This window comes from Bradyrhizobium yuanmingense (genome assembly GCF_025200905.1).
Classification (GTDB): Bacteria; Pseudomonadota; Alphaproteobacteria; order Rhizobiales; family Xanthobacteraceae; genus Bradyrhizobium; species Bradyrhizobium yuanmingense.
Genome location: NZ_CP104173.1, coordinates 63,803 through 88,436, shown reverse-complemented (window position 1 = coordinate 88,436; position 24,634 = coordinate 63,803). Strand labels below are relative to the sequence as shown.

The 24,634-nt window shown below is 65.0% G+C and carries 23 protein-coding genes; 11 read left to right on the top strand and 12 right to left on the bottom strand.

What is annotated here, in order from left to right:
- Positions 1 to 104: 104 nt before the first annotated feature.
- Positions 105 to 695 (top strand): polyhydroxyalkanoate synthesis repressor PhaR, encoded by a 591-nt coding sequence (gene phaR / locus N2605_RS00385; RefSeq protein WP_036014750.1) that lies wholly within the window; start codon positions 105 to 107, stop codon positions 693 to 695.
- A 137-nt stretch (positions 696 to 832) separates the two neighbouring features.
- Complete coding sequence (locus tag N2605_RS00380) at positions 833 to 1,354, top strand: class I SAM-dependent methyltransferase (RefSeq protein ID WP_225145421.1); 522 nt, start codon at positions 833 to 835, stop codon at positions 1,352 to 1,354.
- Positions 1,355 to 1,458: 104 nt separating this feature from the next.
- On the opposite strand, the gene N2605_RS00375 is transcribed toward N2605_RS00380, so the two are convergent.
- Entirely contained in the window at positions 1,459 to 2,346 is an 888-nt protein-coding gene (locus N2605_RS00375; RefSeq protein ID WP_036026190.1) for a branched-chain amino acid aminotransferase, read from the bottom strand.
- A 220-nt stretch (positions 2,347 to 2,566) separates the two neighbouring features.
- On the opposite strand from N2605_RS00375, the gene N2605_RS00370 reads away from it, so the two are divergent.
- Positions 2,567 to 3,502: an alpha/beta hydrolase gene (locus N2605_RS00370; protein WP_260345527.1), complete on the top strand. Its 936-nt coding sequence runs from the start codon at positions 2,567 to 2,569 to the stop codon at positions 3,500 to 3,502.
- A gap of 9 nt (positions 3,503 to 3,511) precedes the next feature.
- Here N2605_RS00370 and N2605_RS00365 read toward each other — a convergent pair whose 3' ends face one another.
- A complete protein-coding gene (locus N2605_RS00365; RefSeq protein WP_036026186.1) occupies positions 3,512 to 3,760 on the bottom strand; it encodes a hypothetical protein in 249 nt (82 codons plus the stop codon).
- A 210-nt stretch (positions 3,761 to 3,970) separates the two neighbouring features.
- Here N2605_RS00365 and N2605_RS00360 point away from each other — a divergent pair, with 210 nt between their 5' ends.
- The gene (locus N2605_RS00360) at positions 3,971 to 4,843 is read left to right on the top strand and encodes a hypothetical protein (protein ID WP_225186630.1); all 873 of its coding nucleotides are present in this window, start codon (positions 3,971 to 3,973) and stop codon (positions 4,841 to 4,843) included.
- On the opposite strand, the gene N2605_RS00355 is transcribed toward N2605_RS00360, so the two are convergent.
- The 3 genes from N2605_RS00355 to N2605_RS00345 all read right to left on the bottom strand — a co-directional run bounded on the left by N2605_RS00355 (position 4,840) and on the right by N2605_RS00345 (position 7,181).
- The gene (locus N2605_RS00355) at positions 4,840 to 5,400 is read right to left on the bottom strand and encodes a carboxymuconolactone decarboxylase family protein (RefSeq protein ID WP_036014759.1); all 561 of its coding nucleotides are present in this window, start codon (positions 5,398 to 5,400) and stop codon (positions 4,840 to 4,842) included. The genes N2605_RS00360 and N2605_RS00355 overlap by 4 nt on opposite strands.
- Positions 5,401 to 5,508: 108 nt before the next feature.
- Positions 5,509 to 6,672, bottom strand: a complete 1,164-nt coding sequence (locus tag N2605_RS00350; protein WP_109141754.1) for a PLP-dependent cysteine synthase family protein — start codon at positions 6,670 to 6,672, stop codon at positions 5,509 to 5,511.
- A 44-nt stretch (positions 6,673 to 6,716) separates the two neighbouring features.
- Entirely contained in the window at positions 6,717 to 7,181 is a 465-nt protein-coding gene (locus tag N2605_RS00345) for an Lrp/AsnC family transcriptional regulator (protein WP_057030169.1), read from the bottom strand.
- A gap of 158 nt (positions 7,182 to 7,339) precedes the next feature.
- Here N2605_RS00345 and N2605_RS00340 point away from each other — a divergent pair, with 158 nt between their 5' ends.
- Positions 7,340 to 8,356 carry a 1-aminocyclopropane-1-carboxylate deaminase gene (locus N2605_RS00340; protein WP_225148657.1) on the top strand — a complete coding sequence of 339 codons (1,017 nt, stop codon included), beginning with the start codon at positions 7,340 to 7,342 and terminating at the stop codon, positions 8,354 to 8,356.
- Positions 8,357 to 8,708: 352 nt separating this feature from the next.
- Positions 8,709 to 9,659, top strand: a complete 951-nt coding sequence (locus N2605_RS00335) for an IS110 family transposase (protein WP_260345524.1) — start codon at positions 8,709 to 8,711, stop codon at positions 9,657 to 9,659.
- 201 nt (positions 9,660 to 9,860) lie between these two features.
- Here the strand turns inward: N2605_RS00335 and recQ are convergent, their stop codons facing one another.
- The 7 genes from recQ to N2605_RS00300 all read right to left on the bottom strand — a co-directional run bounded on the left by recQ (position 9,861) and on the right by N2605_RS00300 (position 19,393).
- A complete protein-coding gene (gene recQ / locus N2605_RS00330; RefSeq protein WP_225148656.1) occupies positions 9,861 to 11,726 on the bottom strand; it encodes a DNA helicase RecQ in 1,866 nt (621 codons plus the stop codon).
- Positions 11,727 to 11,967: 241 nt separating this feature from the next.
- A complete protein-coding gene (locus N2605_RS00325; RefSeq protein ID WP_311735350.1) occupies positions 11,968 to 12,711 on the bottom strand; it encodes a polysaccharide deacetylase family protein in 744 nt (247 codons plus the stop codon).
- Between the two features lie 106 nt (positions 12,712 to 12,817).
- Positions 12,818 to 13,816 (bottom strand): homoserine O-succinyltransferase MetA, encoded by a 999-nt coding sequence (metA, locus tag N2605_RS00320; RefSeq protein ID WP_260345522.1) that lies wholly within the window; start codon positions 13,814 to 13,816, stop codon positions 12,818 to 12,820.
- Positions 13,817 to 13,828: 12 nt separating this feature from the next.
- Positions 13,829 to 15,130, bottom strand: coding sequence for an O-acetylhomoserine aminocarboxypropyltransferase/cysteine synthase family protein (locus N2605_RS00315; RefSeq protein WP_225148653.1), 1,302 nt, complete (start codon positions 15,128 to 15,130; stop codon positions 13,829 to 13,831).
- Positions 15,131 to 15,483: 353 nt separating this feature from the next.
- Positions 15,484 to 17,043 (bottom strand): amidase family protein, encoded by a 1,560-nt coding sequence (locus tag N2605_RS00310; RefSeq protein ID WP_260345521.1) that lies wholly within the window; start codon positions 17,041 to 17,043, stop codon positions 15,484 to 15,486.
- A 123-nt stretch (positions 17,044 to 17,166) separates the two neighbouring features.
- Positions 17,167 to 18,201 (bottom strand): aldo/keto reductase, encoded by a 1,035-nt coding sequence (locus tag N2605_RS00305; protein ID WP_260345520.1) that lies wholly within the window; start codon positions 18,199 to 18,201, stop codon positions 17,167 to 17,169.
- 10 nt (positions 18,202 to 18,211) lie between these two features.
- A complete protein-coding gene (locus N2605_RS00300; RefSeq protein WP_260345519.1) occupies positions 18,212 to 19,393 on the bottom strand; it encodes an MFS transporter in 1,182 nt (393 codons plus the stop codon).
- A 95-nt stretch (positions 19,394 to 19,488) separates the two neighbouring features.
- On the opposite strand from N2605_RS00300, the gene N2605_RS00295 reads away from it, so the two are divergent.
- The 5 genes from N2605_RS00295 to N2605_RS00275 all read left to right on the top strand — a co-directional run bounded on the left by N2605_RS00295 (position 19,489) and on the right by N2605_RS00275 (position 24,567).
- Positions 19,489 to 20,442, top strand: coding sequence for a LysR family transcriptional regulator (locus tag N2605_RS00295; RefSeq protein WP_109141763.1), 954 nt, complete (start codon positions 19,489 to 19,491; stop codon positions 20,440 to 20,442).
- A 297-nt stretch (positions 20,443 to 20,739) separates the two neighbouring features.
- The gene (locus N2605_RS00290; RefSeq protein ID WP_225148648.1) at positions 20,740 to 21,699 is read left to right on the top strand and encodes a fatty acid desaturase; all 960 of its coding nucleotides are present in this window, start codon (positions 20,740 to 20,742) and stop codon (positions 21,697 to 21,699) included.
- 236 nt (positions 21,700 to 21,935) lie between these two features.
- A complete protein-coding gene (locus N2605_RS00285; protein WP_225148647.1) occupies positions 21,936 to 22,934 on the top strand; it encodes an ABC transporter substrate-binding protein in 999 nt (332 codons plus the stop codon).
- A complete protein-coding gene (locus tag N2605_RS00280; protein WP_225172740.1) occupies positions 22,931 to 23,704 on the top strand; it encodes an ABC transporter permease in 774 nt (257 codons plus the stop codon). Before N2605_RS00285 ends, N2605_RS00280 begins: the two co-directional genes overlap by 4 nt.
- A complete protein-coding gene (locus N2605_RS00275) occupies positions 23,692 to 24,567 on the top strand; it encodes an ABC transporter ATP-binding protein (RefSeq protein ID WP_225148645.1) in 876 nt (291 codons plus the stop codon). Before N2605_RS00280 ends, N2605_RS00275 begins: the two co-directional genes overlap by 13 nt.
- Positions 24,568 to 24,634 lie beyond the last annotated feature (67 nt).

The window sequence follows — 24,634 nt, the reverse complement described above, 5'->3', positions numbered from 1 at the left end:
GCGTGAGCCCTTTGAAAATGCTTATTTTGTTGCGTTGCGTACTCTTCCCGCCCTGCGGCATTGCCCGACAGGTTCCCGTTCTCCGCGTTTGCAAGTGAGAGCCCATGGCGAAATCAGACCAACCCACCACAATCAAGAAATACGCGAACCGCCGGCTCTATAACACCGGAACGAGCACCTATGTGACGCTCGAAGACCTCGCCGCGATGGTCAAGGACGGCGAAGACTTCCTGGTCTATGACGCCAAGACCGGCGACGACATCACCCGCTCCGTGCTCGCCCAGATCATCTTCGAGCAGGAGAACAAGGCCGGCCAGAACCTGTTGCCGACCACCTTCCTTCGCCAGCTGATCCGCTTCTATGGCGACAGCATGCAGATGGTGGTGCCGAAATATCTGGAGCAGTCGATCGCAACCCTGACCCAGGAGCAGGAGAAGTTCCGCAAGCAGATCGCCAATACGCTGTCCGGCACTCCTTTTGCTCCGTTGGAAGAGCAAGTCCGCCGCAACATGGAGCTGTTCCAGCAGACCTTCTCGATGTTCAAGCCGTTCGCTGCGCCCCGTCCGGCGGCAAGCCCTGAGCCGGAGCCCGATGCGAATGCCGAGGCGCCGAAGGACAGCAACATCGACGAGCTGCGCCAGCAGATGAAGGAAATGCAGGAGCGCCTCGAGCGGATGTCGAAGAAGGACGAATAGTCTTTCGTTCGCGCCGGCCCCTGTACGCGGGAGGGCGAGCCACGTCTGACCGAAGCAACCATTGGGACCATGTCTACGCCACCAAGGGCGAGGCCGAGGTCAGCTGGTATCAGGATAGCCCCGCGATCTCGCTCGCGATGATTCGCGCAGCCGGCTCCGATCGCGACACGACCATCATCGATGTCGGCGGCGGCGCATCGCGCCTGGTCGATGCGCTGTTGCAGGACGGCTATCGCGACATCGCCGTGCTGGATCTTTCTGCCAATGCGCTCGCGGCGGCGAAGAAGCGCATCGGTCCGGCCGCTTCGACGGTCGACTGGATCGTTGCCGATGCCACGATGTGGCGTCCGACCAGGACCTACGATGTCTGGCACGATCGCGCAGCGTTTCACTTCCTGACTGACCCGCGCGACAGGGTCGCTTACGTGGAGCGCCTGCGGTCGGCGGTCAGACCTGGCGGCCACGTCATCATTGCGACGTTTGCACCCGATGGTCCCGAGAAATGCAGCGGCCTGCCGGTGCAGCGCCACGACAGCGCGAGCCTTGCGGCGGAGCTCGGGCCGGAATTTAAACTGGTCGAGACGCGCAGCGAGACGCACCACACGCCGTGGCATTCGACGCAGGCGTTTCAGTTCAGCCGGTTTCGGCGGCAGAAATAGTTCTCGTTATGGCCGGGCTTGACCCGGCCATCCACGTCTTGACGCGCGACGCGAAGAACGTGGATCCCCGGGACAAGCCCGGGCATGACGACAGAGACTCCGGATCAAGCCGCCATCTTCACGGCATGCGCAAAGTCCCAGTAGAGCTTGCGCGCCTTGGCGTAGAACGGGCCCGGCTTCAGCTCGCGCTCGTCGATGCGGATCACGGGCGCGACCTTGGCGAAATTGCCGGTCGAAAAGATCTCGTCGGCGGTCAGGAAATCGGCGTAGCGCAGCGTCTTCTCGACCACGGTGACGCCGTCGGCGCGAAGCAGGCTGATGACGCGCTGGCGCGTGATGCCGTTGAGGAAGGTGCCGTTCGGCACCGGCGTGAACACCACGCCATCCCTGGCCATGAACACGTTGGAATTGCCGAACTCGGCGACGTTGCCGAGCATGTCGAGCATCAGCGCGTTCTGGAAGCCGCGCGACGCAGCTTCGGCGAGTGCGCGCGAATTGTTCGGGTAGAGGCAGGCGGCCTTGGCTTCGACCGGCGCGCATTCGGCCGTCGGCCTACGAAACGGCGACAAGGTGATCGCGTTGCCGACGGGCTTTGGCATCGGCGCTTCGTAGATGCACAGGCACCAATTGGTGGTCTCGGGGTCGAACAGCACGCCGCCGCCGCTTCCGTTCTGCGCCCAGTACATCGGACGGATATAGAGCTCGGCATTTCCGGCAAAGCGCGCGATGCCTTCGTTCGCGAGCGTCAGCCAGGTGTCGGTATCGACCACCGGCTTCAGGCCGAAACTGATCGCGGATTGATTGGCGCGGGCCACGTGACGATCGAGATCCGGTGCGACGCCCTCGAAAGCGCGAGCGCCGTCGAACACGATCGAGCCGAGCCAGGCCGCATGCGTGCGCGGCCCCATGATCGGCACGTTGCCCTCGTGCCATTTGCCCTCGAAGAAGGTCCAGCTCGGCGAGTAGTCGATGGGCTTCTTGATCTCGGCCATGACCGGCCTCCTTTTCGAACGATCCGGCACTATTGTCCCAATTTCTAAACGATTTGCTGCGAGGAAATGGTGAGTTACCCTCTCCCCTTGTGGGAGAGGGTGGCTCGCCGCGTAGCGGCGAGACGGGTGAGGGGTATCCATCCGCGAACTCACCTGCGGAGAAAACCCCTCATCCGGCGCTGCGCGCCACCTTCTCCCACAAGGGGAGAAGGAAGAATCCATGCCGCTCGATCCGCTCGCAAAGCGTTTGTTGACCATGATGGCTGCGGCTGCGCCGCGGGCGCGGAGCCGCCCGAGTGTGGAGGTGCGGCGGCAATCGCTGGCAAAGCTGATGCAGTTCGCCCGGGCCGAGGCGCCGGATGTGACGACCTCCGACGGCAGGCTGCCCGGTCCCGGCGGCGAGCTGCCCTATCGCCTCTACACGCCGGCAGGCACTGAAGCGCCCGCACCGGGCTTCGTGTTCTTTCATGGCGGCGGGCTCGTCGCCGGCAGCATTGCCACGCACGAGCGCATCGCCGCGGCGCTGGCGCATGCCACCGGCTGCCGCCTCGTGTCGGTCGATTACCGGCTCGCGCCGGAGCACAGATTCCCTGCCGCGGTCGACGACGCGATCGCGGCCACCGAATGGGTGGCGCGCGAGGCGGCATCGCTCGGCATCGACGCTGACCGCCTGGTGATCGGCGGCGATTCCGCCGGCGCCACACTCGCGGCGATCGTGTGCCAGAATGCGGCGCAGACCGCCGGCCTCTCCATCGCCGCGCAGTGCCTGATCTGCCCGGTGCTGGATTTCGAGGAAACCTCGCCTTCGCGCGAGGCCTTTGCCGAGGGCCATCTGATCGATCGCGCCACGATCGAAGCCGATCTTTCCGATTATCTGCCCGATGGCATCGATCCTGCCGATCCCCGCGTCTCTCCGTTGCGCGCGACGCGCCTCTCGGGCCTGCCGACCGCGATCATCCACACCGCCGAGTACGACCCGATGCGTGACGAGGGCAATGCCTATGCCCGCAAGCTGCTCGCCGCGGGGGTCGCGGTCGAGCATGTCTGCCACGATGGCATGGTTCACAATTTCCACGCCATGGGCGCAATCCTGCCGCAGGCACAGCTCGTGCTGTCGCAAATCGGCGAACAGGTGCGGCGCGCGGTGAAGACCTGACAGCGTCAATCATACGCGCGCGCCGATCACCGCGCGCGCCGCCGCGACATATTCCGGCCAGTGCGCTTCCGCATAATGCTCCGCCTGCCATGCGCAGGTGCTGTCGGGCGCATGCGCCGCCGCAATCGTGCGCGCGAAACGTTCCTCCGCAACCGTCGCCTTGCCGGGCTCGGCTGTGGGTGCAGCAGCCACCGCAGCACCGGGAGTAACGGCAAGCCCCGCCAGACCGGTGAGCAGGATGCGGCGTGACGTGTTCATGGCTGTCTCCTCCATTCTTCGGCCTGCACTGTGGCGGGCGAGTGTGTCAGTGCGATCACGCCAGGGTAACCGCGCACATCCGCGCCGTCCATCGCTTGCGGATAGCGCTTGACCAAGCGCGCGATCACGTTCCATCTAACAACGGTTCCACCCTCAAATCGCCACGCGTCGGATCGTCACGTGCCTCTTCGCAGCCAATCCCGTCGTGCGTTGCGCGCTGCCGCGGCGGGACTGCTGTGTCTGGCGGTCCCGGCAGGCGGTGCCCTCGCCGCCGACGATGAGGAGGACGAGCCCGCAAAGCCGATCGTCCCGAACATCTATCTCGATCTCCGCACCATCTATGCGACGATCCCCGCAGGCACGCTCGCGCTCGGCTTCGGCAACACCTCGCTGTCAGCCGCATTCCAAGCCCTGGCGGCGCAACGAGGCACGTCGCTGCGGAATGGACTGCCGGCCGCGAAATCGATTGCGATCGACCTGCCGCTGACCGTCGACGTCAGCGACCGCGTTTCGCTCTACGGCGGCGTATCCGGCACGACGACGGATATCGGCGGCGGCTGGTCGTCCTTCGACATCACGAGCTGGAACATCGGCGTGCAGGCCGATCTCTACCAGCAGAATGGCGGGAAGATCCCGACCATCACGGTGCAATCGACCCTGACGCAGTCGGTGCCCAACGAGCAGGGCATGACGAATTCCTTCAACAACATCGTGGAATTCGACTACGCGGTCGACGAGGACGAGACACGGGGCTGGCTCGCCGGCCTGCAATACACCACCGTCACCATCGCCAGCCCGTTCGCCACGATCCGGCCGAACACGATCCTCTATGCCGGCGGCTACTATCAATGGCCGAGCAACTGGAAGTTCACCGGGCGCCTCGGCATGCAGTCGTTCGGCGGCGCGCAGCTCGCGGGCCGGACGCTCGCGGAATCCTTCACCCAGCCGGTCATGCGGCTCGACCTCGATCGCATGGACGACAACGACAACCGCCTGTTCGGCATCACCGCGCAGATCGCCTGGATGCCGAAGCCGTCCTATCAGGTCACGTTGCGCACACCGCTCTACGCCGTGCGCAACTAGTCAGGCACCGGCACGTCGAAGGTGTTGAGCGTGACCGAGACCATGCAGTAGACGCCGACGAGATAGGACAGCTCGGCCGCGCCGTGCTCGCCGAATTCCTTCACCGCCGCACGCCAAGTCAGCTCCGGCAGCACGCCGCCGCTGACCAGTGCCGAAGCCATGTCGTAGGCGACGGCTTCCTGCTTGGTGAGGTCCACCGGCCGCTGGCCGGCAACGATGGTCGCGAGCTTCTCGTCGGAGAGGCCACGCTGCTCGGCCACCAGCACATGAGCGTAGAGCTCGTAACCGGAGCGGAAATGCGAGCCGGTGACGAGGATCGCGACCTCGCGTACGGCCGCGGGCAGCAGCGGGTTCGACGCAATCGCCTTGACCAGCTCCCACACCGGCTTGCCGAAGCGCGGCTCGCGGATCCAGGGATTCCAGGGCCCGAGCAGCGCGCCGTCCTCGCGCATGTTCACAAAACCCTTGAAGTGGTCCTTCATGCCGGCCCGCATGTCGTCATAGAGCGGCTTCTGTTCGTCGGTTAGCTCTTTCGGATCGAGAATGGGAAGGCGCACGGTAGGGTCTCCTCGTTGAGAAGACGCAACCGTCACCTGCATGCCTGCGCAAGGCAAGTGAAGTTGCCGTGACGACCGTGCGATTTCGCAAATGCCAGGCAGATCTCGCTATGACGCCGTGGGGTTTTGCAGGCTTTGAGGATTGACCACGTCGTCGACGTCCAGCGCCAGTGGCTCACCTGTGGCGAGGAACGACGACAGCGCCGCCTCGAACGGCGCCGGATCGAGGCCGCGCGCGGCGAGCCAAGCGGGCTCGTAATAGGTCTGCCGGTAGCGCTCGCCGGAATCGCAGATCAGCGTCACCAACGATCCCGTGACGCTCGCCTGGCGCATCTCCGAGGCGAGCCGGCACAGCGCCAGGAAGTTGGTGCCGGTGGAGCCGCCGACCGCACGGCGCAGCCGTCGCGACAGCACGTTCATCGCCGCGACCGTTGCCGCATCCGGGATCTTCATCATGCGATCGACCACGCCGGGCACGAAGGACGGCTCGCAGCGGGGGCGACCGACGCCCTCGATCAGCGACGGGCGGTCGCAAACACGGGAGCGGTCCAGCGTGCGGAAGCAATCGAAGAACGCGGAATGCTCGACATCGGCGACGCACAGCCGGGTCGGATATTGCCGATACCGCAGATAACGTCCGATGGTGGCCGACGTGCCGCCGGTGCCGGCGCCCATCACGATCCAGTCCGGAATCGGCCGCGGCTCGCCCTGCAACTGCGTGAAGATGGACTCGGCGATGTTGTTGTTGCCGCGCCAGTCGGTGGCCCGCTCGGCGAAGGTGAACTGATCCATGTAGTGGCCGTCCAGCCGGGCGGCGAGTGCCGCGGCTTCCGCATAGAGCGCGCGGCCGTCGTCGATCAAATGGCAATTGCCGCCATAATGCTCGATCGCGGCGATCTTCTCCGCCGAGGTCGTGCGCGGCATCACGGCGTAGAAGGGCACGCCGATCATCTCAGCGAAATAGGCCTCCGACACCGCGGTTGATCCCGACGAGGCCTCGACCACGGGCGTGCCTTCGCGGATGTGGCCGTTGCAGAGCGCATAGAGGAACAGCGAGCGCGCGAGGCGATGCTTCAGGCTGCCGGTCGGATGCGTGGACTCATCCTTCAGATAGATGTCGATGCCCGATAGCGCCGGCACGATCAGCCGGATCAGATGCGTGTCGGCGGTGCGGCACTGGTCGGCCTCGATGGCGGCCACGGCCTCGTCGACCCAGCCGCGCCGATAGGCCGGCCCGGCCGGATTGTGCTGGCGGAAGGGGAATGTCTGCATCGGGCGAATCTCTCATGATGCGGATAGCGCATCAATAGCTGCGCCTAAAATTCCAGCGGCGCGTTGTCGACGACTTCCTTCATCACGAAGAAGGTCCGGGTCTGGCGCACGCCGGGGAGCGCGATCAGCTGCTCGCCGTGGATGCGGTTGAAATCCTCCATGTCGCCGACGCGGATCTTGAGGAAGTAATCGAAATCGCCGGCGACGAGATGGCAGTCGAGCACGAATTTCAGCTTTGCAACGGCCTGCTCGAAGGTGGCAAAGCTTTCCGGCGTCGAGCGGTCGAGCACGACCCCGACCATCACCAGCGTGCCCTTTGCCACCTTCTTCGGCGCGACCATGGCGCGGACATTGGCGATGAAGCCGTCCTCGAACAGGCGCTGGGTGCGACGATGGCAGGTGGCGGGGCTGATCGCGACCGTTTCGGCCAGCTCGGCGTTGCTGAGCCGACCGTTATTCTGAAGCAATCTCAAGATCTTGAGGTCGGTGCGGTCGAGCCGGGCAGCCATGAAAGAAACTTCCGAAAATAGGTGCTGTTCTGGAAGGAATGTTAGCAATTATCACGACTTTCGCAAGAAGCCGTGCAACATGGCCGCAATATTCGAGAGCACATTTTCCCGACGTGATGCTAGGGAGCCGCCAACACCAACGCCAATCGAGATGACCCATGAAGCTGGACAAATTTCCGCGCTATCCTTTGACCTTCGGCCCGACGCCCATCGAGAAGCTGGAGCGGCTCTCAAAACATCTCGGCGGCCATGTCGAGGTCTATGCCAAGCGCGAGGACTGCAATTCCGGCCTTGCCTATGGCGGCAACAAGCTGCGCAAGCTCGAATACATCATCCCCGATGCGATCGCCTCCAACGCTGATACGCTGGTCTCGATCGGCGGCGTGCAATCGAACCACACACGCATGATCGCGGCGGTCGCGGCCAAGCTCGGCATGAAATGCCGCCTGGTGCAGGAAGCCTGGGTGCCGCACGAGGACGCGGTGTATGACCGTGTCGGCAACATCATGCTCTCGCGCATCATGGGCGCCGACGTGCGCCTGGTCGACGACGGCTTCGATATCGGCATCCGCAAGAGCTGGGAGCAGGCGATCGAGGAAGTGAAGGCGGCGGGCGGCAAGCCTTACGCCATTCCCGCCGGTGCCTCCGTGCATAAGTTTGGCGGCCTCGGCTATGTCGGCTTTGCCGAGGAGGTGCGCAAGCAGGAAGCCGAGCTCGGCTTCAAGTTCGACTACATCGTCGTCTGCACCGTCACCGGCTCCACCCATGCCGGCATGCTGGTCGGGTTTGCGGCGGACGGCCGTGCGCGAAAAGTCATCGGTATTGATGCGTCGTTCACGCCGGCACAGACCAAGGCCCAGGTGCTCGAGATCGCGCAGAACACGGCAAAGCTCGTCGAGCTCGGCAAGGACCTCGTCACTGACGACGTCGTGCTGATCGAGGACTACGCCTATCCCGCCTATGGTGTGCCATCGGAGGAGACCAAGGAGGCGATCCGCCTCACCGCGCGCCTCGAAGGCATGATCACCGACCCCGTCTATGAGGGCAAGTCGATGCAGGGCCTGATCGATCTCGCCCAGAAGGGCTATTTCGAGAAGGGCGCGAAGATCCTCTACGCCCATCTCGGCGGCGCGCCGGCGCTGAACGGGTATGCGTATGCGTTCAGGAATGGGTGAGTGAGAGCGTAGCGCACTCGCACGTCATACACTGCTGTCGTCCCGGGGCGCGACGAAGTCGCGAGCCCGGGACCCATACGCCACAGCAATCGTTTTGCGAGGACTGGCAGTTGCCAGCCTGCCGTCATCACACCGGCCTGTGGTTATGGATCCCGGATTGCATGTTGTTGGCGCCTTCCTGATGGAAGGTCAGACGCCGGCGGGACCTCGCGGTCCCGGAAGATCGTAACGATCGTGCAGATCTTGAGGCCCGCCGGCGCTTCTGGGTCCGGGCACGAACGGTAGAGAGGGCTATTCGCCCGTTTGCAATCCAGTGCTCGCTCCGGACCCATCGAGGATGATGGAGGTCGGTATGAACGGCAAGCGGGTAATTGGTGTCGACGTTGGCAAATCCTGGCTCGATGCGGCGGTTGAAGGTTGTCACCGCGTGCGACGGTACGACAACGATGCGGCCGGCATCGCGGCTCTGATCGAACATTTTGACCCGGCGCGGGATGTCGTGGTGTTCGAGCGCACCGGCGGTTGGGAACGGAACCTGGAGGCGGCGCTGGCGGAGAGGGCCATCACGTGGTCCGTCGTTCACTCGCAAGGCGTGAGGGCCTTCCGCCAGGCACAAGGGATCAAGGCAAAAACGGATCGGATCGACGCGCAGCTGCTGCGTGGCTATGGCCGCGACCGGCTCGATGCCGGCAAGCTGCGGCCTGGGCACAGGGAGGACGTGACGCTGGATTGCTTGATGGCGCGACAGCGGCAGCTCAAGGCCATGCGGCACGCGGAGAGTTGCCGCCTAGCCACCGCGGCACTGGAAGCAGTCCGCAGTTCTATTGAGCGTATGATTGCCGCTCTTGACGCGGCACTCGCCGCAATCGCGGCCGAGCTTGCCCGACACGAGAAAGAGCACACGGATTTGGTCTTCAAAGAGGAGATTCTGTGTGGCCAAACTGGTGTTGCCGAACAGACCGCCCGCGGCATCCTGGCGGAGTTGCCCGAACTCGGCAGGCTCGACCGCAAGGCAGTTACCGCGCTCGGCGGGTTGGCTCCGCGCGTCCATGAGAGCGGGAGCATTCGCAAGCGCCGCGGGCTGGCGCCCGGGCGTACGTCCATCAAGGTGATCCTGTTCAACCCGGCGCGTACGGCGATGCGGTTCGACCCACAGATTAAGGAGTTTTGCGGTCGGCTGCGGGCACGGGGCAAGCCCGGCAAGGTGATTATGGTGGCGGTAATGCGCAAGATGCTGGTGCGGCTGAATGCCCAAATGCGGGACGCAATGGCCCAGGCTTCAACCGGAGCTGCGGTTCAGTGAGGCGTCGATCATGGCAGCTCCTTGCGGCAGCGAGCGCAGGCCGTCAAGGCTGGCCGCAGGCCACCGCCGCAAGGCGGGGCGAAGCCGCCTTGACTGCCGAGCACGATGCCGCACACTGATCGCCGGTCAGCCACCTTGACAGCCACCACGGTAGATCTGCGCTTCGCTTGTCCGGGATGACAGGGGAGTTTTTGGCTCGCCCTACCTCGTCCTCACGATCTGCAGCAGCTCGTCGCCGTAGTGCTCGAGCTTCTTGTCGCCGATCCCCGGCACGTTGCGCAGCTCGTCCAGCGTGGTCGGCCAGGCCCGGACGATGCCGTCGATGGTGGCATCGTGCAACACCACATAGGCCGGCACGCCGCGTTCGCGCGCGACCTCTGACCGCCAGGCGCGCAGGCGCGCGCGCAATTCGGGATCGACGTCGCCTTGCGGCGCGCTCGCCGCGGGCGCGAGGTCACCGCGGCGTGACGTGGCCCGGCTGGCGCGAACCCGCGTGCCGGGCGCCTCCTCGCGCAGCCAGACCTCGGTCTCGCCGCGCAGCACGCCGCGCGAAGACTCCGTCAGCTTGAGCGCGCCGTAGGCTTCGCTGTCGCTGCGCAAATGGCCCGTCGCCACCAATTGCCGCAGCACCGTGCGCCACTGCTTCTCGTTGAGCTCGCGGCCAATGCCGAACACCGACAGCTTGTCGTGACCGAACTGTGTGACCTTCTCGGTCAGGCGTCCGACCAGCACGTCGATCAAATGCATGGCGCCGAAACGCTGCCCGGTGCGATAGACGCAGGACAGCAGCTTCTGCGCCAGCACCTTGCCGTCGCGCATCTTCGGCGGCGTCAGGCAATTGTCGCAATTGCCGCAGCTCTCGCCCATCACGATCTCGCCGAAATAGGCGAGCAGGCGCCGGCGTCGGCAATGCGGCGTCTCGGCGAGGCCGACCAGCGCGTCGAGCTTGCCGATCGAGACCCGCTTGAAATCCTCCGATCCGGCCGATTCGTCGATCATGCGGCGCTGCTGCACGATGTCGGAGAGGCCGTAGGTCATCCACGCCGCCGACGGCTTGCCGTCACGACCGGCGCGTCCGGTCTCCTGGTAATAGGCCTCGATGCTCTTGGGCAGGTCGAGATGGGCGACGAAGCGCACGTCGGGCTTGTCGATGCCCATGCCGAAGGCGATGGTCGCGACGATGACGATGCCGTCCTCGTTGAGGAAGCGATCCTGGTTGCGCGAGCGCACCGCCCCGTCGAGCCCGGCGTGGTAGGGCAGCGCCGCAATGCCGGCCTCGGCAAGCGCTGCGGCGACCTCCTCGACGCGGTTGCGCGACAGGCAATAGACCACGCCGGCATCGCCCATGTGGCGCTCGCGGATGAATTCCTTCAGCTGCGACACCGCATTGCGCTTGTCGACGATCTCATAGCGGATGTTGGGCCGGTCGAAGCTGGAGACGAACTGCGGCGCGCCCGTCAGCTGCAGCCGCTCGACGATCTCCTTGCGCGTCAGCTCGTCGGCGGTCGCGGTCAGCGCGATGCGCGGCACGTCGGGAAAGCGCTCGGCGATGACGGAAAGGCCGACATATTCGGGCCGGAAATCGTGGCCCCATTGCGAGACGCAATGCGCCTCGTCGATCGCGAACAGCGCCACTTTCGCCTGCGCCAGCAGCGATAGGCAGCGCGGCGTGACCAGCCGTTCCGGCGCGACATAGAGCAGATCGAGATCGCCGGCGAGCAGGCGGCGTTCGATGTCGGAGGCCTCCTGCGGCGTCAGCGACGAGTTCAGCGCGGCGGCATTGACACCGGCCTCGATCAGGCCGGCGACCTGGTCGCGCATCAAGGCGATCAACGGCGAGACCACGATGCCGCAGCCTTCGCGCAGCAAGGATGGAAGCTGATAGCACAGCGACTTGCCGCCGCCGGTCGGCATCAAGACCAGGCAATTGCCGCCGTCCGTGACGTGGCGGACGATCTCGCCCTGCGCGCCGCGAAATCCCGGCAGGCCGAACACCGAATGCAGCACCGACAGCGCATCGCCGCCGTTGGCCGGCGCAGGCAGTGGGGCGTTGGAGGGAGCGGACATGGGCGGAGCAGATCAGGCCGTGGGATTCGTCACAAGGCCAGTCGCATGCTGGTGTGGCTGTGGCAAGACTGTTTGGAGGCGAGGCACGACTCTTCCCTCTCCCCTTGTGGGAGAGGGTGCCTCGCGAAGCGAGGTGGGTGAGGGGTTCTATCCGCGAACGCAGATATGAGCTTGTGGAGACATACCCCTCATCCGGCGCTTCGCGCCACCTTCTCCCACAAGGGGAGAAGGGAAGAAGAGGCTACGCCCCGATCCGTCGGAGCGCTTCTGCGACCGTCACGATCGGCATGTTGCGCTTGGCGGCGGCTTCAAGCGCATGACGCATCAGATGCGGCGTGCAGCCATAGGGGCTCGGCCTGTCGCTGACGTCGTGGCCGTAGAAGATCAGCCAGCCGCCGCTCGCGACCGCCTCGTCGAAATAGCGATCGACGCCCGCCTCGTCGATCTCGCAATCGACCAAGGGGGAGGCGCGCAGGAATTGGAGGTCGATGACGCCGCTGTTGACGCCGGGAAGAATGCCGCGCGCGGAACGGAAGGCCTTTGTCAGCTGCGGCTTGCGCCACACCGAGGCGATGCCATAGGGATAGGCGAAATTCTCCAGCGTGATCGAGCCATCGATGCCGCGGAGATGGCTGCGGTTTCGTTCGATCTCGCGCGCCATGGCGGCTTCGTCGAGCGTCGCCGAGCTCTGATGCGAGAAGGTGTGGCAGGCGATCTCGTGCCCGGCGCGGTGAAGCCGGACGATCGCATCATCCGAGAGGCCGTGCCAATGCTCCGACGGCCGACCGATCAGGCTGCCGGCGAGGTAATAGGTGCCGCGGCCGCCATGCCGCTCCAGTAGCTCGGCGCCCTCGCCCGCGGCGCTATCGGGGGCATCGTCGAACGTGAAGCTCACCATCGCCGCATGCGCGGCCAGCCGGTGCGGCGCGGCGCGGAAATGCCGGGCCAACCGATTGCTCACGCGTCCCTGGAGTGCCGACCACACGACTGCGTTTCCTGTGATGCCTTCTTGCTCTACTGAAACATTCGTGCGCAGGTCGAGGCAAGCCTAACGCCCGGGTAATCCTAACGCCGAACCAAGAGCGCTTCGGCTAGCGCACCGACATCGACGCGTCGGCGTCCGCGCCGAGATAACGCAGCCAATTGCGGAAGAGCACCGCCGCCGCGTCGCCAGCGCCGATATCGGCGCGCAGGTTCAGCGCGGGCAGCTCGTTGCTGAGCGCCGGATGGCGCTGGTGCGCCGCCTTCTTCTCGAACCGAGCCAGCTTCTCTTCAGTCGCTGCGTCAAAATAACTCACCGGCAGGCGCGGATAGGTCTCCCGCTCCCGCGCGAGATAGCGGCCGATGTCACGCAGATATTCGCGCTGCAGCGACAGCGCGTCATATTCGGGGTGACCCTGGAAGAACACGAAGCGGCTGGCATATTGGCGAACGAAGACGTCGACGCCAGCCTCCTGTGAGCGTGTCAGCACCTGATAACCGGCGTGCACGAGGTCGCTCTCGGCGATCTCGTTCAAACGTGAATGCGACACCTTGAGCGGTGCGGGCGCAGAGCGGGTCAGCAAATCGTCCGTCACGACGCCGCAATCGAAAATGCCGTGACATTTGGCCGGCAGCCGCCGCCGTTCAATATTGTCGAGATGCAGCACCGCGGCATGCGCGGCAAGGCACGACCAGATCGTCGAACGCGTGTTGGTCTTGGCCCAGTCGATCAGGTTCGTGAGGTCGCGCCAGTACGGCTCCCCGTCGAGCTCGGGCGCGATCGGCTCTGCGCCCGTCACGATCAGCCCATCGAACTTGCCGCGCTCGAGATCGGAAAGGTTGGAATACTCGCTCTCGACATGCCATTTCGCTTCCGGCGACCGCTTCACGCTGGGAAGCGAGAAGCAGTGGAAGCGGATACGGCGCGAGCTCGCCGCGGCCAGAAGCAGCTTCATGAACTGCCGCTCGGTCGCCTTCAACGCGGCATCCGGCATGTTGTTGACGAGGCCGATGGTGAGTTCGGCGCCGGCATTGCGCGCGAGATCGTGCGCGGCCGGCACCAGCGTCGGGCCCGCGATGACCTGATCCTTGTCGATCAAGATCGTCATGGCCGGCGCCGCCTACTCCGCAGCCTCGCGGCGCGCCGACGGGCAGGCCTTTTCCAGCGCCTGGTCGATGTCCTCGATGATATCAGAGACATGCTCGATGCCGATCGACAGACGGATCGTCTCCGGCAGCACGCCGGCGGCGCGCTGCTGCTCCGCCGACATCTGGCGATGGGTGGTCGATGCCGGATGGCAGGCGAGCGACTTGGCATCGCCGATATTGACGAGGCGCGTGATCAGCTTCAGCGCATCGTAAAACGCCTTGCCGGCCTCCATGCCGCCCTTGATGCCGAAGGTGAATAGCGAGGAGGCGTTGCCGTTCAGGTACTTCTGCACGAGGGGATAATAGGGGCTGGCCGGGAAGCCGGTGTAATTGACCCAGGCCACGCGCGGATCGCCGCGCAGGAATTCGGCGACCTTGCGGGCGTTCTCGACATGGCGCTCCATGCGCAGCGCCACGGTCTCGATGCCCTGAAGCAGCAGGAAGGCGTTGAACGGCGACAGCACCGAGCCCATTGTGCGCTGATAGACGCTGCGCGCGCGCTCGATATAGGCGGTCTTGCCGAAGCGCTCGGCATAGACGAGGCCGTGATAGGAGGCGTCGGGCTTGTTGTAAGCCGGGAAGCGATCGGCGTGCTCGGCCCAGGGAAAGTTTCCGGAATCGACGATGGCGCCGCCGAGCGTGGTGCCGTGACCGCCCAAGAACTTGGTCAGCGAATGCACCGCGATATCGGCCCCATAGTCGAACGGCTTGAAGAGGATCGGGGTGGCGACGGTGTTGTCGACGATCAGCGGCACGCCATGCGCGTGCGCGACCTTCGCCAGCGCCTCGATGTCGCAGACATTGCCGGCGGGATTGCCGATGGTCTCGGCGAACACCGCACGGGTGTTCTCGTCGATTAGCTTCTCGACCGCCTCGGGCTTGTCGCTCTCGGCGAAACGGCCGGTAATGCCTTGGCGCGGCAGGATGTGGGAGAGCAGCGTATGCGTGGTGCCGTAGAGTTGCGGCACGGAGACGATGTTGCCGCCGTGATCGGCGACGTTGACGAAGGCGAAATGCAGCGCTGCCTGCCCGGTCGCGACCGCGAGCGCGCCGACGCCGCCTTCGAGCTGGGCGATGCGTTTCTCCAGCACTGCGCTGGTCGGATTGGCGATGCGGCTGTAACGAAAGCCTTCGGTCTCCAGATTGAACAGGGCGGCGCCATGATCGGCGCTGTCGAAGGCGTAGGCCGCGGTCTGGTAGATCGGCACGGCCACTGCGTGCGTGGTGGCTTCAGGCTCGTAGCCGGCGTGAATAGCGATCGTCTCGTTGCGCATCGTGCCACCTCCGCGTGGAGCGGGCCGCACTTATTGGCCTAGAATGAGGCATGTGCGTTGTCCGCCGCTCCTCTGTTAGAGGCGGGTGGTAAAGCGGACAATAATTCGCTTAGAGATCGAGGAAGTAACCCTAATGCTTGCTCGCGGATTGGCTGAAATCCGGGTTAAAGCGGATTAACGAACGCGCTCTCGCCGTGGCGCTCCTACTCCCCTTGTGGGAGAAGGTGGCGCGAAGCGCCGGATGTGGGGTGTCTATCCACACGCGAACTCGTGGAGGGATACCCCTCACCCGTCTCGCCGCTCTGCGGCGAGCCACCCTCTCCCACAAGGGGAGAGGGTGAAATTACCCGCCGCTACGCCATTCTTTCCCACAGCCGGTGCGCGAGCACGCCGACGCGTTTCTCGATGGCGGCTGCGGCATCGAGGGCGAGATCCTCGCGATAGCGGCCGGCAATCAATTGCACGCCGATCGGCTTGCCGTCATGCAGCGCCACCGGCACCACCGCGCCGGGCAGGCCCAGCACGTTGATGGCGGAGATGAAGCGGATCTCGCCCCAGAAGATCTCGCGCACGCGCTCGGAGCTGATGGTGTCCTCGCGCGGGCCCGGCGTCGGCTTCACCGTGGTCGGCGCCAGCACCACCGGATACTCCTCGAAGAACAATTGCCAGGCGCGGATGTGGCCGTTGCGCGCGGCGGTCGCCTGCATCCAGCCCTTGAGATCGAGCACGTTGGCCTTGGCCTTCATGCCGCCCCAGGACTTGTGAAAATCCTCGGATGTGACCTTCAGCATGGCGGCCTCCTGCATCATCACGGTCTCGTTGGTGATGATGTCGCACCAGGTCTGCCAGACCCCGTTGATGTCGGGCACCTCGACCTCGCTGACGCGATAGCCGGACCGCTCGAGATGATCGGCAGCCTGGCGCAGCGCCGCGGCGACAGAGGGATCGACGTCCATGTCCTCGGGGATCTTCGCCAGTGCAACCTTGATCGGCCGCTTCGGCCGCTCGCCGACCAGCGGCGCGGGCACCCACCAGGGATCGCGCGGATCGCGCTGGCTCATCACCTCCAAAGCCAGGCGCACGTCGGCGACATGGCGCGCGAGCGGCCCCTGCGCCGACATCAGATGCGCCAGCATCGGCCGCTCCGACGTTGCGCTTCCGTTGAAGGCGGGGATGCGGCCCTGCGTCGGCTTGATGGTGGCAACGCCGTTGCAATGCGCCGGCCAGCGCAGCGAGCCGCCGATGTCGTTGCCGTGGGCGATGGTGCCGATGCCCGCAGCAACCGCCGAGCCTGCGCCCCCGGAGGAGCCGCCGCAGGTGATGTCGGGATCCCAGGGGTTGAGCGTCAGCCCATGCAGGGGATTGTCGGTGAAGCCGCGAAAGGAGAATTCGGGCGTGTTGGTGAGACCGATGACGATCGCGCCTGATTTCTTCAGGTTGCGCACCACGGGCGCATCCGATGGTGCAATGAGGTCCTTGTTGGCGGGCACGCCGTTGAAATTCGGCCGGCCCTCGTAGTCGACATTTTCCTTGATCGTAATCGGCACACCGTGCAGGAGACCGAGCTCGCCGCCTTTGGCGCGCTGCTTGTCGGCCGCGTGCGCCGCTTTGAGTGCTTCCTCCGAGAGATCGACGACGACCGCATTCAGCTTCGGATTGACGGTGCGCATCCGTTCGAGATGCGCTTCCACCGCCTCGACCGCGGAGATGGCGCCGGAGCGGATCGCAGCCGCGGTCTCGACCGCCGACCATTGCCAGGCCGGCCCGTTCGGGCGCCGCGGCTTCGCCGATTTGCCGGCAGCGGCCTTTCCGGCCGGCTTGGCCACGGCGCTCTTGCGGCCGGAGCCCTTCTTCGAAGCCTTCGCCGTCTTCTTCAACACACTTTTCTTCTTGGTCGCCGTCTTCTTCGCCACGCCGCATCTCCTAAAATTGCGCGGCGGAGGTTAGGGACGACATGGGACCCTGTACAGGCGCGATTCTGCATGGCGCATTGTCGCGACGCTCTGTCGCAATCGCAGCCTTCCATGAGCAAGCTCCTACACCAACGGTGGATTGAGCCGCGCAAAGCCCTCCTGGACGCGATAGGGATAGTACGGATAAGGCGGCATCACCCCGCTGACCTCATCGAGCCGCTTGATCTGGTCCGCGCTCAGCGACCAGCCGACGGCACCGAGATTGTCGCGCAGCTGCGCTTCGTCGCGCGCCCCGATGATCACGGAGGAGACCGTGGGACGCGACAGCAGCCAGGCAATCGCGACCTGGGGCACGGTCCGAGCGGCCTCCACAGCAATCGCATCGAGCACGTCAACGACGGCGTAGAGGCGCGCATCGTCCACGGGCGGACCGAACTGTGCGGTGGCATGCAGGCGGCTTCCTTGCGGCAGCGACTGGCCGCGCCGGATCTTTCCGGTGAGCCTGCCCCAGCCCAGTGGGCTCCAGACCAGAGCGCCGACGCCCTGATCGCGCGCGAGCGGCATCAGTTCCCATTCATAGTCGCGCCCCAGCAGGGAGTAATAGACCTGGTGCGCGACATAGCGCGGCCAGCCATGCCGGTCCGCGATCGCGAGCGACTTCATCAGCTGCCAGCCGGCGAAGTTCGAGACGCCGACATAGCGCAGCTTACCGGCGCGCACGAGCATATCGAGCGTGGACAGCACCTCCCCGTTCGGCGTGAACGCGTCGAAGGCGTGGAGCTGAAGCAGATCGATATGGTCAGTGCCGAGCCGTCCTAGCGCCGCATCGACCGAGGCAAGCAGCCGCTGCCGCGACGAGCCGGCATCGAGCGGACCGTCGCCCATCGGCAGGCTCATCTTGGTCGAGATCAGCACCTTGTCGCGGCGCCCCTTGATCGCGGCACCGAGGATCTCCTCGGAGGCGCCGTTCGAATAGACATCGGCGCTGTCGAACAGATTGACGCCAGCATCGAGGCAGATATCGACGAGCCTGCGGGCTTCATCGATGCCGCTGCGGCCCCAGGCGGAAAACAACGGACCCTGGCCGCCGAACGTGCCGGTGCCGAAGCTGAGGACGGGGACTTTGAGCCCGGAAGCGCCGAGATTGCGGTATTCCATGATCGCTCTCCTATTCCGCCGGGCACGCCGCGACGGTTGCCGGCGCGGGATCGAGCCGGAGACTCCACAGCGCCAGAACGAGGCCAATGGCGGTGATGCCGGCCGCGACCAGCGGCAGCGCCGAAAGGCCGAGCCCGCGGTCGATGGTGACGCCGCCTACCCAGGCGCCGAGCGCGTTGCCGAGATTGAACGCGGCGATGTTGAGGCTGGAGGCGAGCGTCCGGCCGCTGGGACCTGCGGCTTCCAGCACGCGAAGCTGAAGCGGCGCGACGGTCGCGAAGGCGGCGGTGCCGAGTAGCAGGATCAGCGCGACGGACAGGATCTTGATCGACAGCACGGCCGCCAGGCCGAGCAGCACGATCGCAAGCGCGGCAAGCGTGCCGGTCAAGGCCCGTGCGAGGCCGCGGTCCGCAAGCTTGCCGCCGGCGATATTGCCGATCCCAAGGCCGACGCCGAACACCAGCAGGATCGGCGAGACGGCAGCCTCCGAAAAGCCGGTGAAGCGCGTCAGGATCGGCTGGATATAGGTGAAGACGACGAACAGTCCGGCGAAGCCGAACACGGTCATGGCAAGACCGAGCAGCACCTGCGGACGGCCGAGCACGGCCACTTCCTCGGCAAGCGAGATCGGCTTGTCGCCATCGCCGACATGGCCGGGGACGAGCGCGGCGACGACCGCAAACGCGATCACGCCGATGACAGTCACCGCCCAGAACGCCGCGCGCCAGCCGAGCATCAGGCCGAGCCAGGCACCGAAGGGCACGCCCAGGAGCGTCGCGACCGTCAGGCCGATGAACATGGTGGCGATCGCAGACGCACGCTTGTCCTCGGCGACGAGGCTGGTGGCCACCACCGAGCCGACGCCGAAGAACGTGCCGTGGGCGAGGGAGGTCAGCACCCGCGCGGCCATCAGCAATTCGTAGGTGGGTGCGAGCGCGCAAGCCGCATTGCCGAGCGTGAAGATCGCCATCAACGCCAGCAGCACGGTTTTCCGCGGCATCCGCCGCGTCGCCAGCGTCAGCACCGGCGCGCCGACGAACACGCCGAGCGCATAGCCTGATATCAGCAGGCCCGCGACCGGCACCGAGACGTGCATGTCGGCGGCGACCTGCAGCAGCAAGCCCATGATGATGAATTCGGTGGTGCCGATGCCGAAGGCACCGGCGGTGAGCGCGAGGACGGCAGGAGGCATGCGTTGCTCCAAGGGATGAGACGAGCCACGCAGATAGCTGCGCTGCCGCCAAACCATTAGAATGTCCGCAATCCAATCATTTGTGACGTGAATTCATGGCCCGTTTCGACACCAACCGCTCGGCCGAGATGGAGGTCTTCGTCCGCGTCGTGGACCTCGGCGGCTTCACCCAGGCCGCGCGAAAGCTGCGCCTGACGCCATCGGGCGTCAGCAAGCTGATCTCGCGTCTGGAGGCGCGCCTCGGCGCGCGGCTCGTCAACCGCACCACGCGCAAGCTGACGCTGACGGCGGAAGGCCAGGCCTTCTACGAGCGATCGTTGCGCATCCTCGCCGAGATGGAGGAGGCCGAGCGCGAGGCGGCCTCGGGCGCGGCGCCGCGCGGCCGCCTCACGGTCAATTGCAACATCCCCTTCGGCATGCTGCATGTGATGCCGTTGATCCCGCGGTTTCTGGCCCAGCATCCCGACGTCACGCTCGATCTCGTGCTGACCGATACGGTGATCGACCTGATGCAGGAGCGCGCGGACGTCGCCATCCGCGTCGGTCCGCTGCGCGCCTCGCGGCTGGTCGCGCGAAAGCTCGGCACCAGCCGCATGGTCGTGGTCGGGGCGCCGGATTATCTCGCCCGCTGCGGCATGCCCAAGATTCCGGCCGATCTCGCCGACCACCGCGGCATCGGCTGGACCTTTCCACGCAGCATCCGCGGCTGGCCGTTCAGGCGTGGCGACCACGCCGAGGAGGCCCTGCCCCCGCCGGTCGCGCGCGCCAGCGACGGCGAAGCCGCCCGCCGCCTCTGCCTCGGCAGTGTCGGTCTCGCGCGCCTCGCGCTCTTCCACATCGGCCCCGACATCGAATCCGGCCGCCTCGTCCCGGTGCTGCAAGGCTACAATCCCGGCGACCGCGAAGACATCCACGCCGTCTATGTCGGCCACACCGCCCCGCTCCCGGCACGCGTGCGCGCGTTCATCGATTTCCTCGCCGAGCACGTGCGGGTGAGCGACCCCGCGTTGAAGCGGACCGGGGATGGGAAGTGGAAGCTGGTGGGGTGAAGCGGCGGCGGAGGGCGCAGGAGAAGCTTGCCCCCGGCAGGCTTGCCGAGCCGAAGCAAACGGCACCGAGTCCGCCTTCGGCCTGCGGGCTTCGGCGCGCCAGCCTTGCGCAAACGTCGTTTGCGAAGGCTGGCGAGGAGAGTGTCAGTCCAGGGATGCCGGGCGAGCCAACGCCGGCGAAATAAATTGCTTCTGCATTGCGGCCGCGCTTCCTAGGGTCGGCCTGTGCTTGGCCAATTCCAGCGTCCTCACGAGCACGGTCAAGTGTGCGATTCCGAAAAAGAGGCGACCACGATCATGAGCAATGCCATCACTGCCACCGGAGAGAAGCCGCTGACTCCAGCCATGCTGCGCGAATTGTCGGTGCGGTCCGATTGGCAGGGTCTGATCCGCGCGGCCAGCCACTACGGCGTGATCGTCGTTGTCGGCGCGCTGATCTGGCTGGTCTCATCGCAATACGGAATCGTCTGGGCGTTGCCGCTGGTGGTCGTCCAAGGCTACTTTGTCGCATTCCTGTTCATGGTGGTCCACGAGACCGCCCACAAGACGGCATTTCGCAGCCGGGCGCTTAATCTCGTCTTCGGTCATCTCTCCTCGTTCGCGGTCGGCTTGCCTTACGAATATTACTGTTTATTCCACTGGGATCATCATCGGTATACGCAGGATCCAAAGAGGGATCCGGAACTGCTGTCGGTTCCGATCCCGACCTCGGACGCGCAATTGGTGATCGTCTACAGCGGCTTGCGGCAGGTTGCCTTCCGGGTGGGGCTGATGCTTCGCCATGCGTTGACCGGCAACGCCACGTCACCCTGGATTCCCGAAGGCAAACGCCACATCGTCGTGACAGAGGCGCGTCTCCATCTGGCAGGCTACGTCGCGCTGTTGCTGGCATCGATCGCGTTGCACACCTTGATCCTGTTGTGGGTCTGGGTCGTCCCCGTGATCGTCGGTCAATTGTTTCTGCGTCCGTATCTGCTTGCCGAACACACCGGCTGCGATCGCACGCGCAGCGCCTTCCAGAACACCCGCACCACCTATACCGCCAGGTTCGTGCGCTGGTTCGCATGGAACATGCCCTATCATGTCGAACACCATGCCTATCCTTCGATTCCTTTCCATGCGCTGCCGAAACTGAACCGGATCGTCGCCGATCGGATCGTCTATCGGGGCCCGGGCTACATCGCAGTGACGCGGCAGACGTGGGCCTGGTTTCGCCGCGCACGCAACGGTACCGAAATCCCGATCGGTTCTGATTGAATTCGGCGTCGGGCTTGGCGAAAGCCAGCAGAGCGCCGCTGCCGCAGGCCATGCTGCGCCCAAGGTGTGAGCAGCTTGATGAATTTATTGCCCCGATCACGGTCGGAAGCTGTTTTGCTTGCGCAAAAAGTGGACAGCAGGGCCTTGTCGATTAATTGCTTCATGATCTTCGATCTTCAGACGATCCTGTCGTCAAGGTCGATCACCTCCGATCGCCGGCATCACAGGGGTTTGGCATGCGATCAACAACTGCTCTTCGCTTCGCCGTGTTCGTGCTATCTGCGTCCTTCCTGTTTGCGCCGTCCGAGCGCGCGACGGCCGAGGAATTGCTGAAGGCGCGGCTCGCCCAGAATCTTGGGCCGATCTCGGGACTGGCGATCGTTGCCAATGCGAAGGGCCTTTTCGCCAAGCACGGGCTCGACATCTCGGTCTCCAACTTCACCAGCGGGAAGCAGTGCCTCGATACGGTGCTTGGGGGAGGGGCGGATTTCGCGACAACAGCCGAGGCGCCGGTCACGGCGGCCGCGATGGCGCAACAGCCCATCGCCTTCGTGGCGGGGATGGAATATTCGGATCTCAAGACCATGACCGCAGCTTCTGCCGGAATCAAGACGAAGGCCGATCTGCGTGGAAAGCGAATCGCCTTCACGGCCGGAACCGGCAGCGAGGTCTACACCTCGGTTCTGTTGAAAGCGGCGGGCCTGACGTCGAAGGACGTGACGCTCGTCAACCTGCGACCGCAGGAGATGCTCCCTGCGATGGCGGCCGGCAGCATCGACGCATTCGACACCTGGGAGCCACACGTCGCGAATGCGAAGAAGGCTCTCGGCGAAGGCGCGATCCCGCTTGATACCAAAGGTCTCTACTCGGAGACCTTCAATATCGTCGTGACGCAGTCTTACCTCGCCGCCAACCCGGCGATCGTCAGCAAGTTCCTGGCGTCCCTCATCGAAGCCGAGGGCTGGCTCAAGGCGAATCCGGGTGAAGCAATCGACGTCATCGCAGCGGCGACTGGGATGAAACGCGATGAATTGGCGTCGATCTGGACGGACTACGTCTACCATGTGCGCCTCGACGACAGGATTCTCACGACTCTGAAAACCCATGCCGCCTGGCGGCTCGAGACCGGCAATCATCCCCCTGGAGCGAGCATGCCCGATTTCACGAAAGTCCTGGTGACGGCGCCGCTGAAGGCGCTCGATTCAGCTCGCGTCACGCTGGGGGCACGCCCGTGAGCGTCGGCAGACGCAGCAGCGCGACCGAACGGCTGAGCGTACTGGTCGCCGTCCTCTCCGTGCCCGCCTTCACAGGCATGTGGGAACTGGTTGCGCGCTCCGGCATCGTGAACACCGTGCTGTTTCCGCCGCCATCGACCGTCGCCGTTGCCGTTCTCGAATGGATTCGCAGCGGACAATTCTTCGCCGACCTGATGGCGAGCCTCGCGCGCGTGGCCGCGGGATTTGCCATCGGGGCCGCGGGCGGAATCGTGCTCGGCATCCTGACCGGCCGGTTTCGGCTGGTGTCCAGCCTGCTTTCGCCCTTGTTTCACATCCTTCGCCCAATTCCTCCCATAGCCTTCGTGCCGATCGTCATCCTTTGGTTTGGCCTCTCGGAGACAGGCAAGCTTTTCCTGGTCGTTTGGGGCGTGTTCTTCACGGTATGGCTGGCGACCCACATCGGGGTGCAGAAAGTCGACCACGGACTTATCCGAGCCGCCCAGATGCTCGGCACGCCGCAACCGCAGATGCTGTGGGAGATCGTCCTTCTTGGCGCGCTGCCCTATATCACGGTCGGTCTTCGAACCGCGGTGAGCATCTCCTTCTACACGCTGGTCGCCGCCGAGTTGGCGGGAGCGTTCGCCGGTATCGTTTATCGTATCGAAATTGCGCAACAGAACATGCAAACGGGTCAGGTCATGGGCGGGCTGGCGGCTCTCGGGCTGCTTTCCTTCATCGCCGACCGTTCCTTCGCAATTCTTGCCGAACGTGCTGTGTGGTGGCGATGATCCCGAGCCTGCTTCGTCCAGACCAGCCGCTCAGGCTCGTGGATACGTACCCGCCGTCCGCCGCGGCGCGTCAGGCGATCATCCGGGTCGAGGATTTGAGCATCGTCTTCGATGCGCCGAGCGGGCAGGTCATCGCAGTCGACCGCGTATCCCTGGCAGTAGCCCAGGGGGAATTCGTCTCGATCGTCGGTCCATCCGGCTGCGGCAAGTCCACGCTGCTGAATGCAATGGCCGGCCTCGAGCGGCCGTTCGGAGGCCAGGTGCTCATGGCCGGCGAAGCAATGCGCAAGCCACGACCCGAGATCGGAATGGTCTTCCAGCAGCCACATCTGTTTCCGTGGAAATCGGTGCGCCGGAATATCGCGCACGGGCCCCGCGCTCTCGGCAAGCCGAAAGCGGAGGCGCTGCGGATTGCCGACGGTCTCATCGAGATGATCGGCCTGACCAGATTTGCGTCGGCATATCCGCACACGCTATCCGGGGGCATGCAGCAGCGGGTTGCGATTGCCCGTGCCCTCGCCAATCAACCGCGTGTCCTGTTGATGGACGAGCCGTTCGGAGCGCTGGATGCGCAGACCCGGGCGGTCATGCAGGACAATCTGCTCGAGCTCCGCGAGCGGATCAATGCAACAATCGTCTTCGTCACACACGACATCGATGAAGCGATCCTTCTCTCTGACCGTGTGCTGATCATGAGCGCCGGACCTGGCCGCATCCTCAGGGATCTTCAGGTGAGCCTGCCGCGGCCGCGCTCCAGCGCCATTGTCGCGGAGGCCGCCTATCTCGCCCTCAAGCGGGATTGCCTTGACCTGATCCGCTCGGAAGGCCGCAGGGCCTTCGAGCAGATGGAAATCAAGACGTAGGCGCCTGACGATATGTTCTGGCATGGCTCTTGAATAGCTTTCCCCTGCGGCGGCAGGGGAGCGAGCA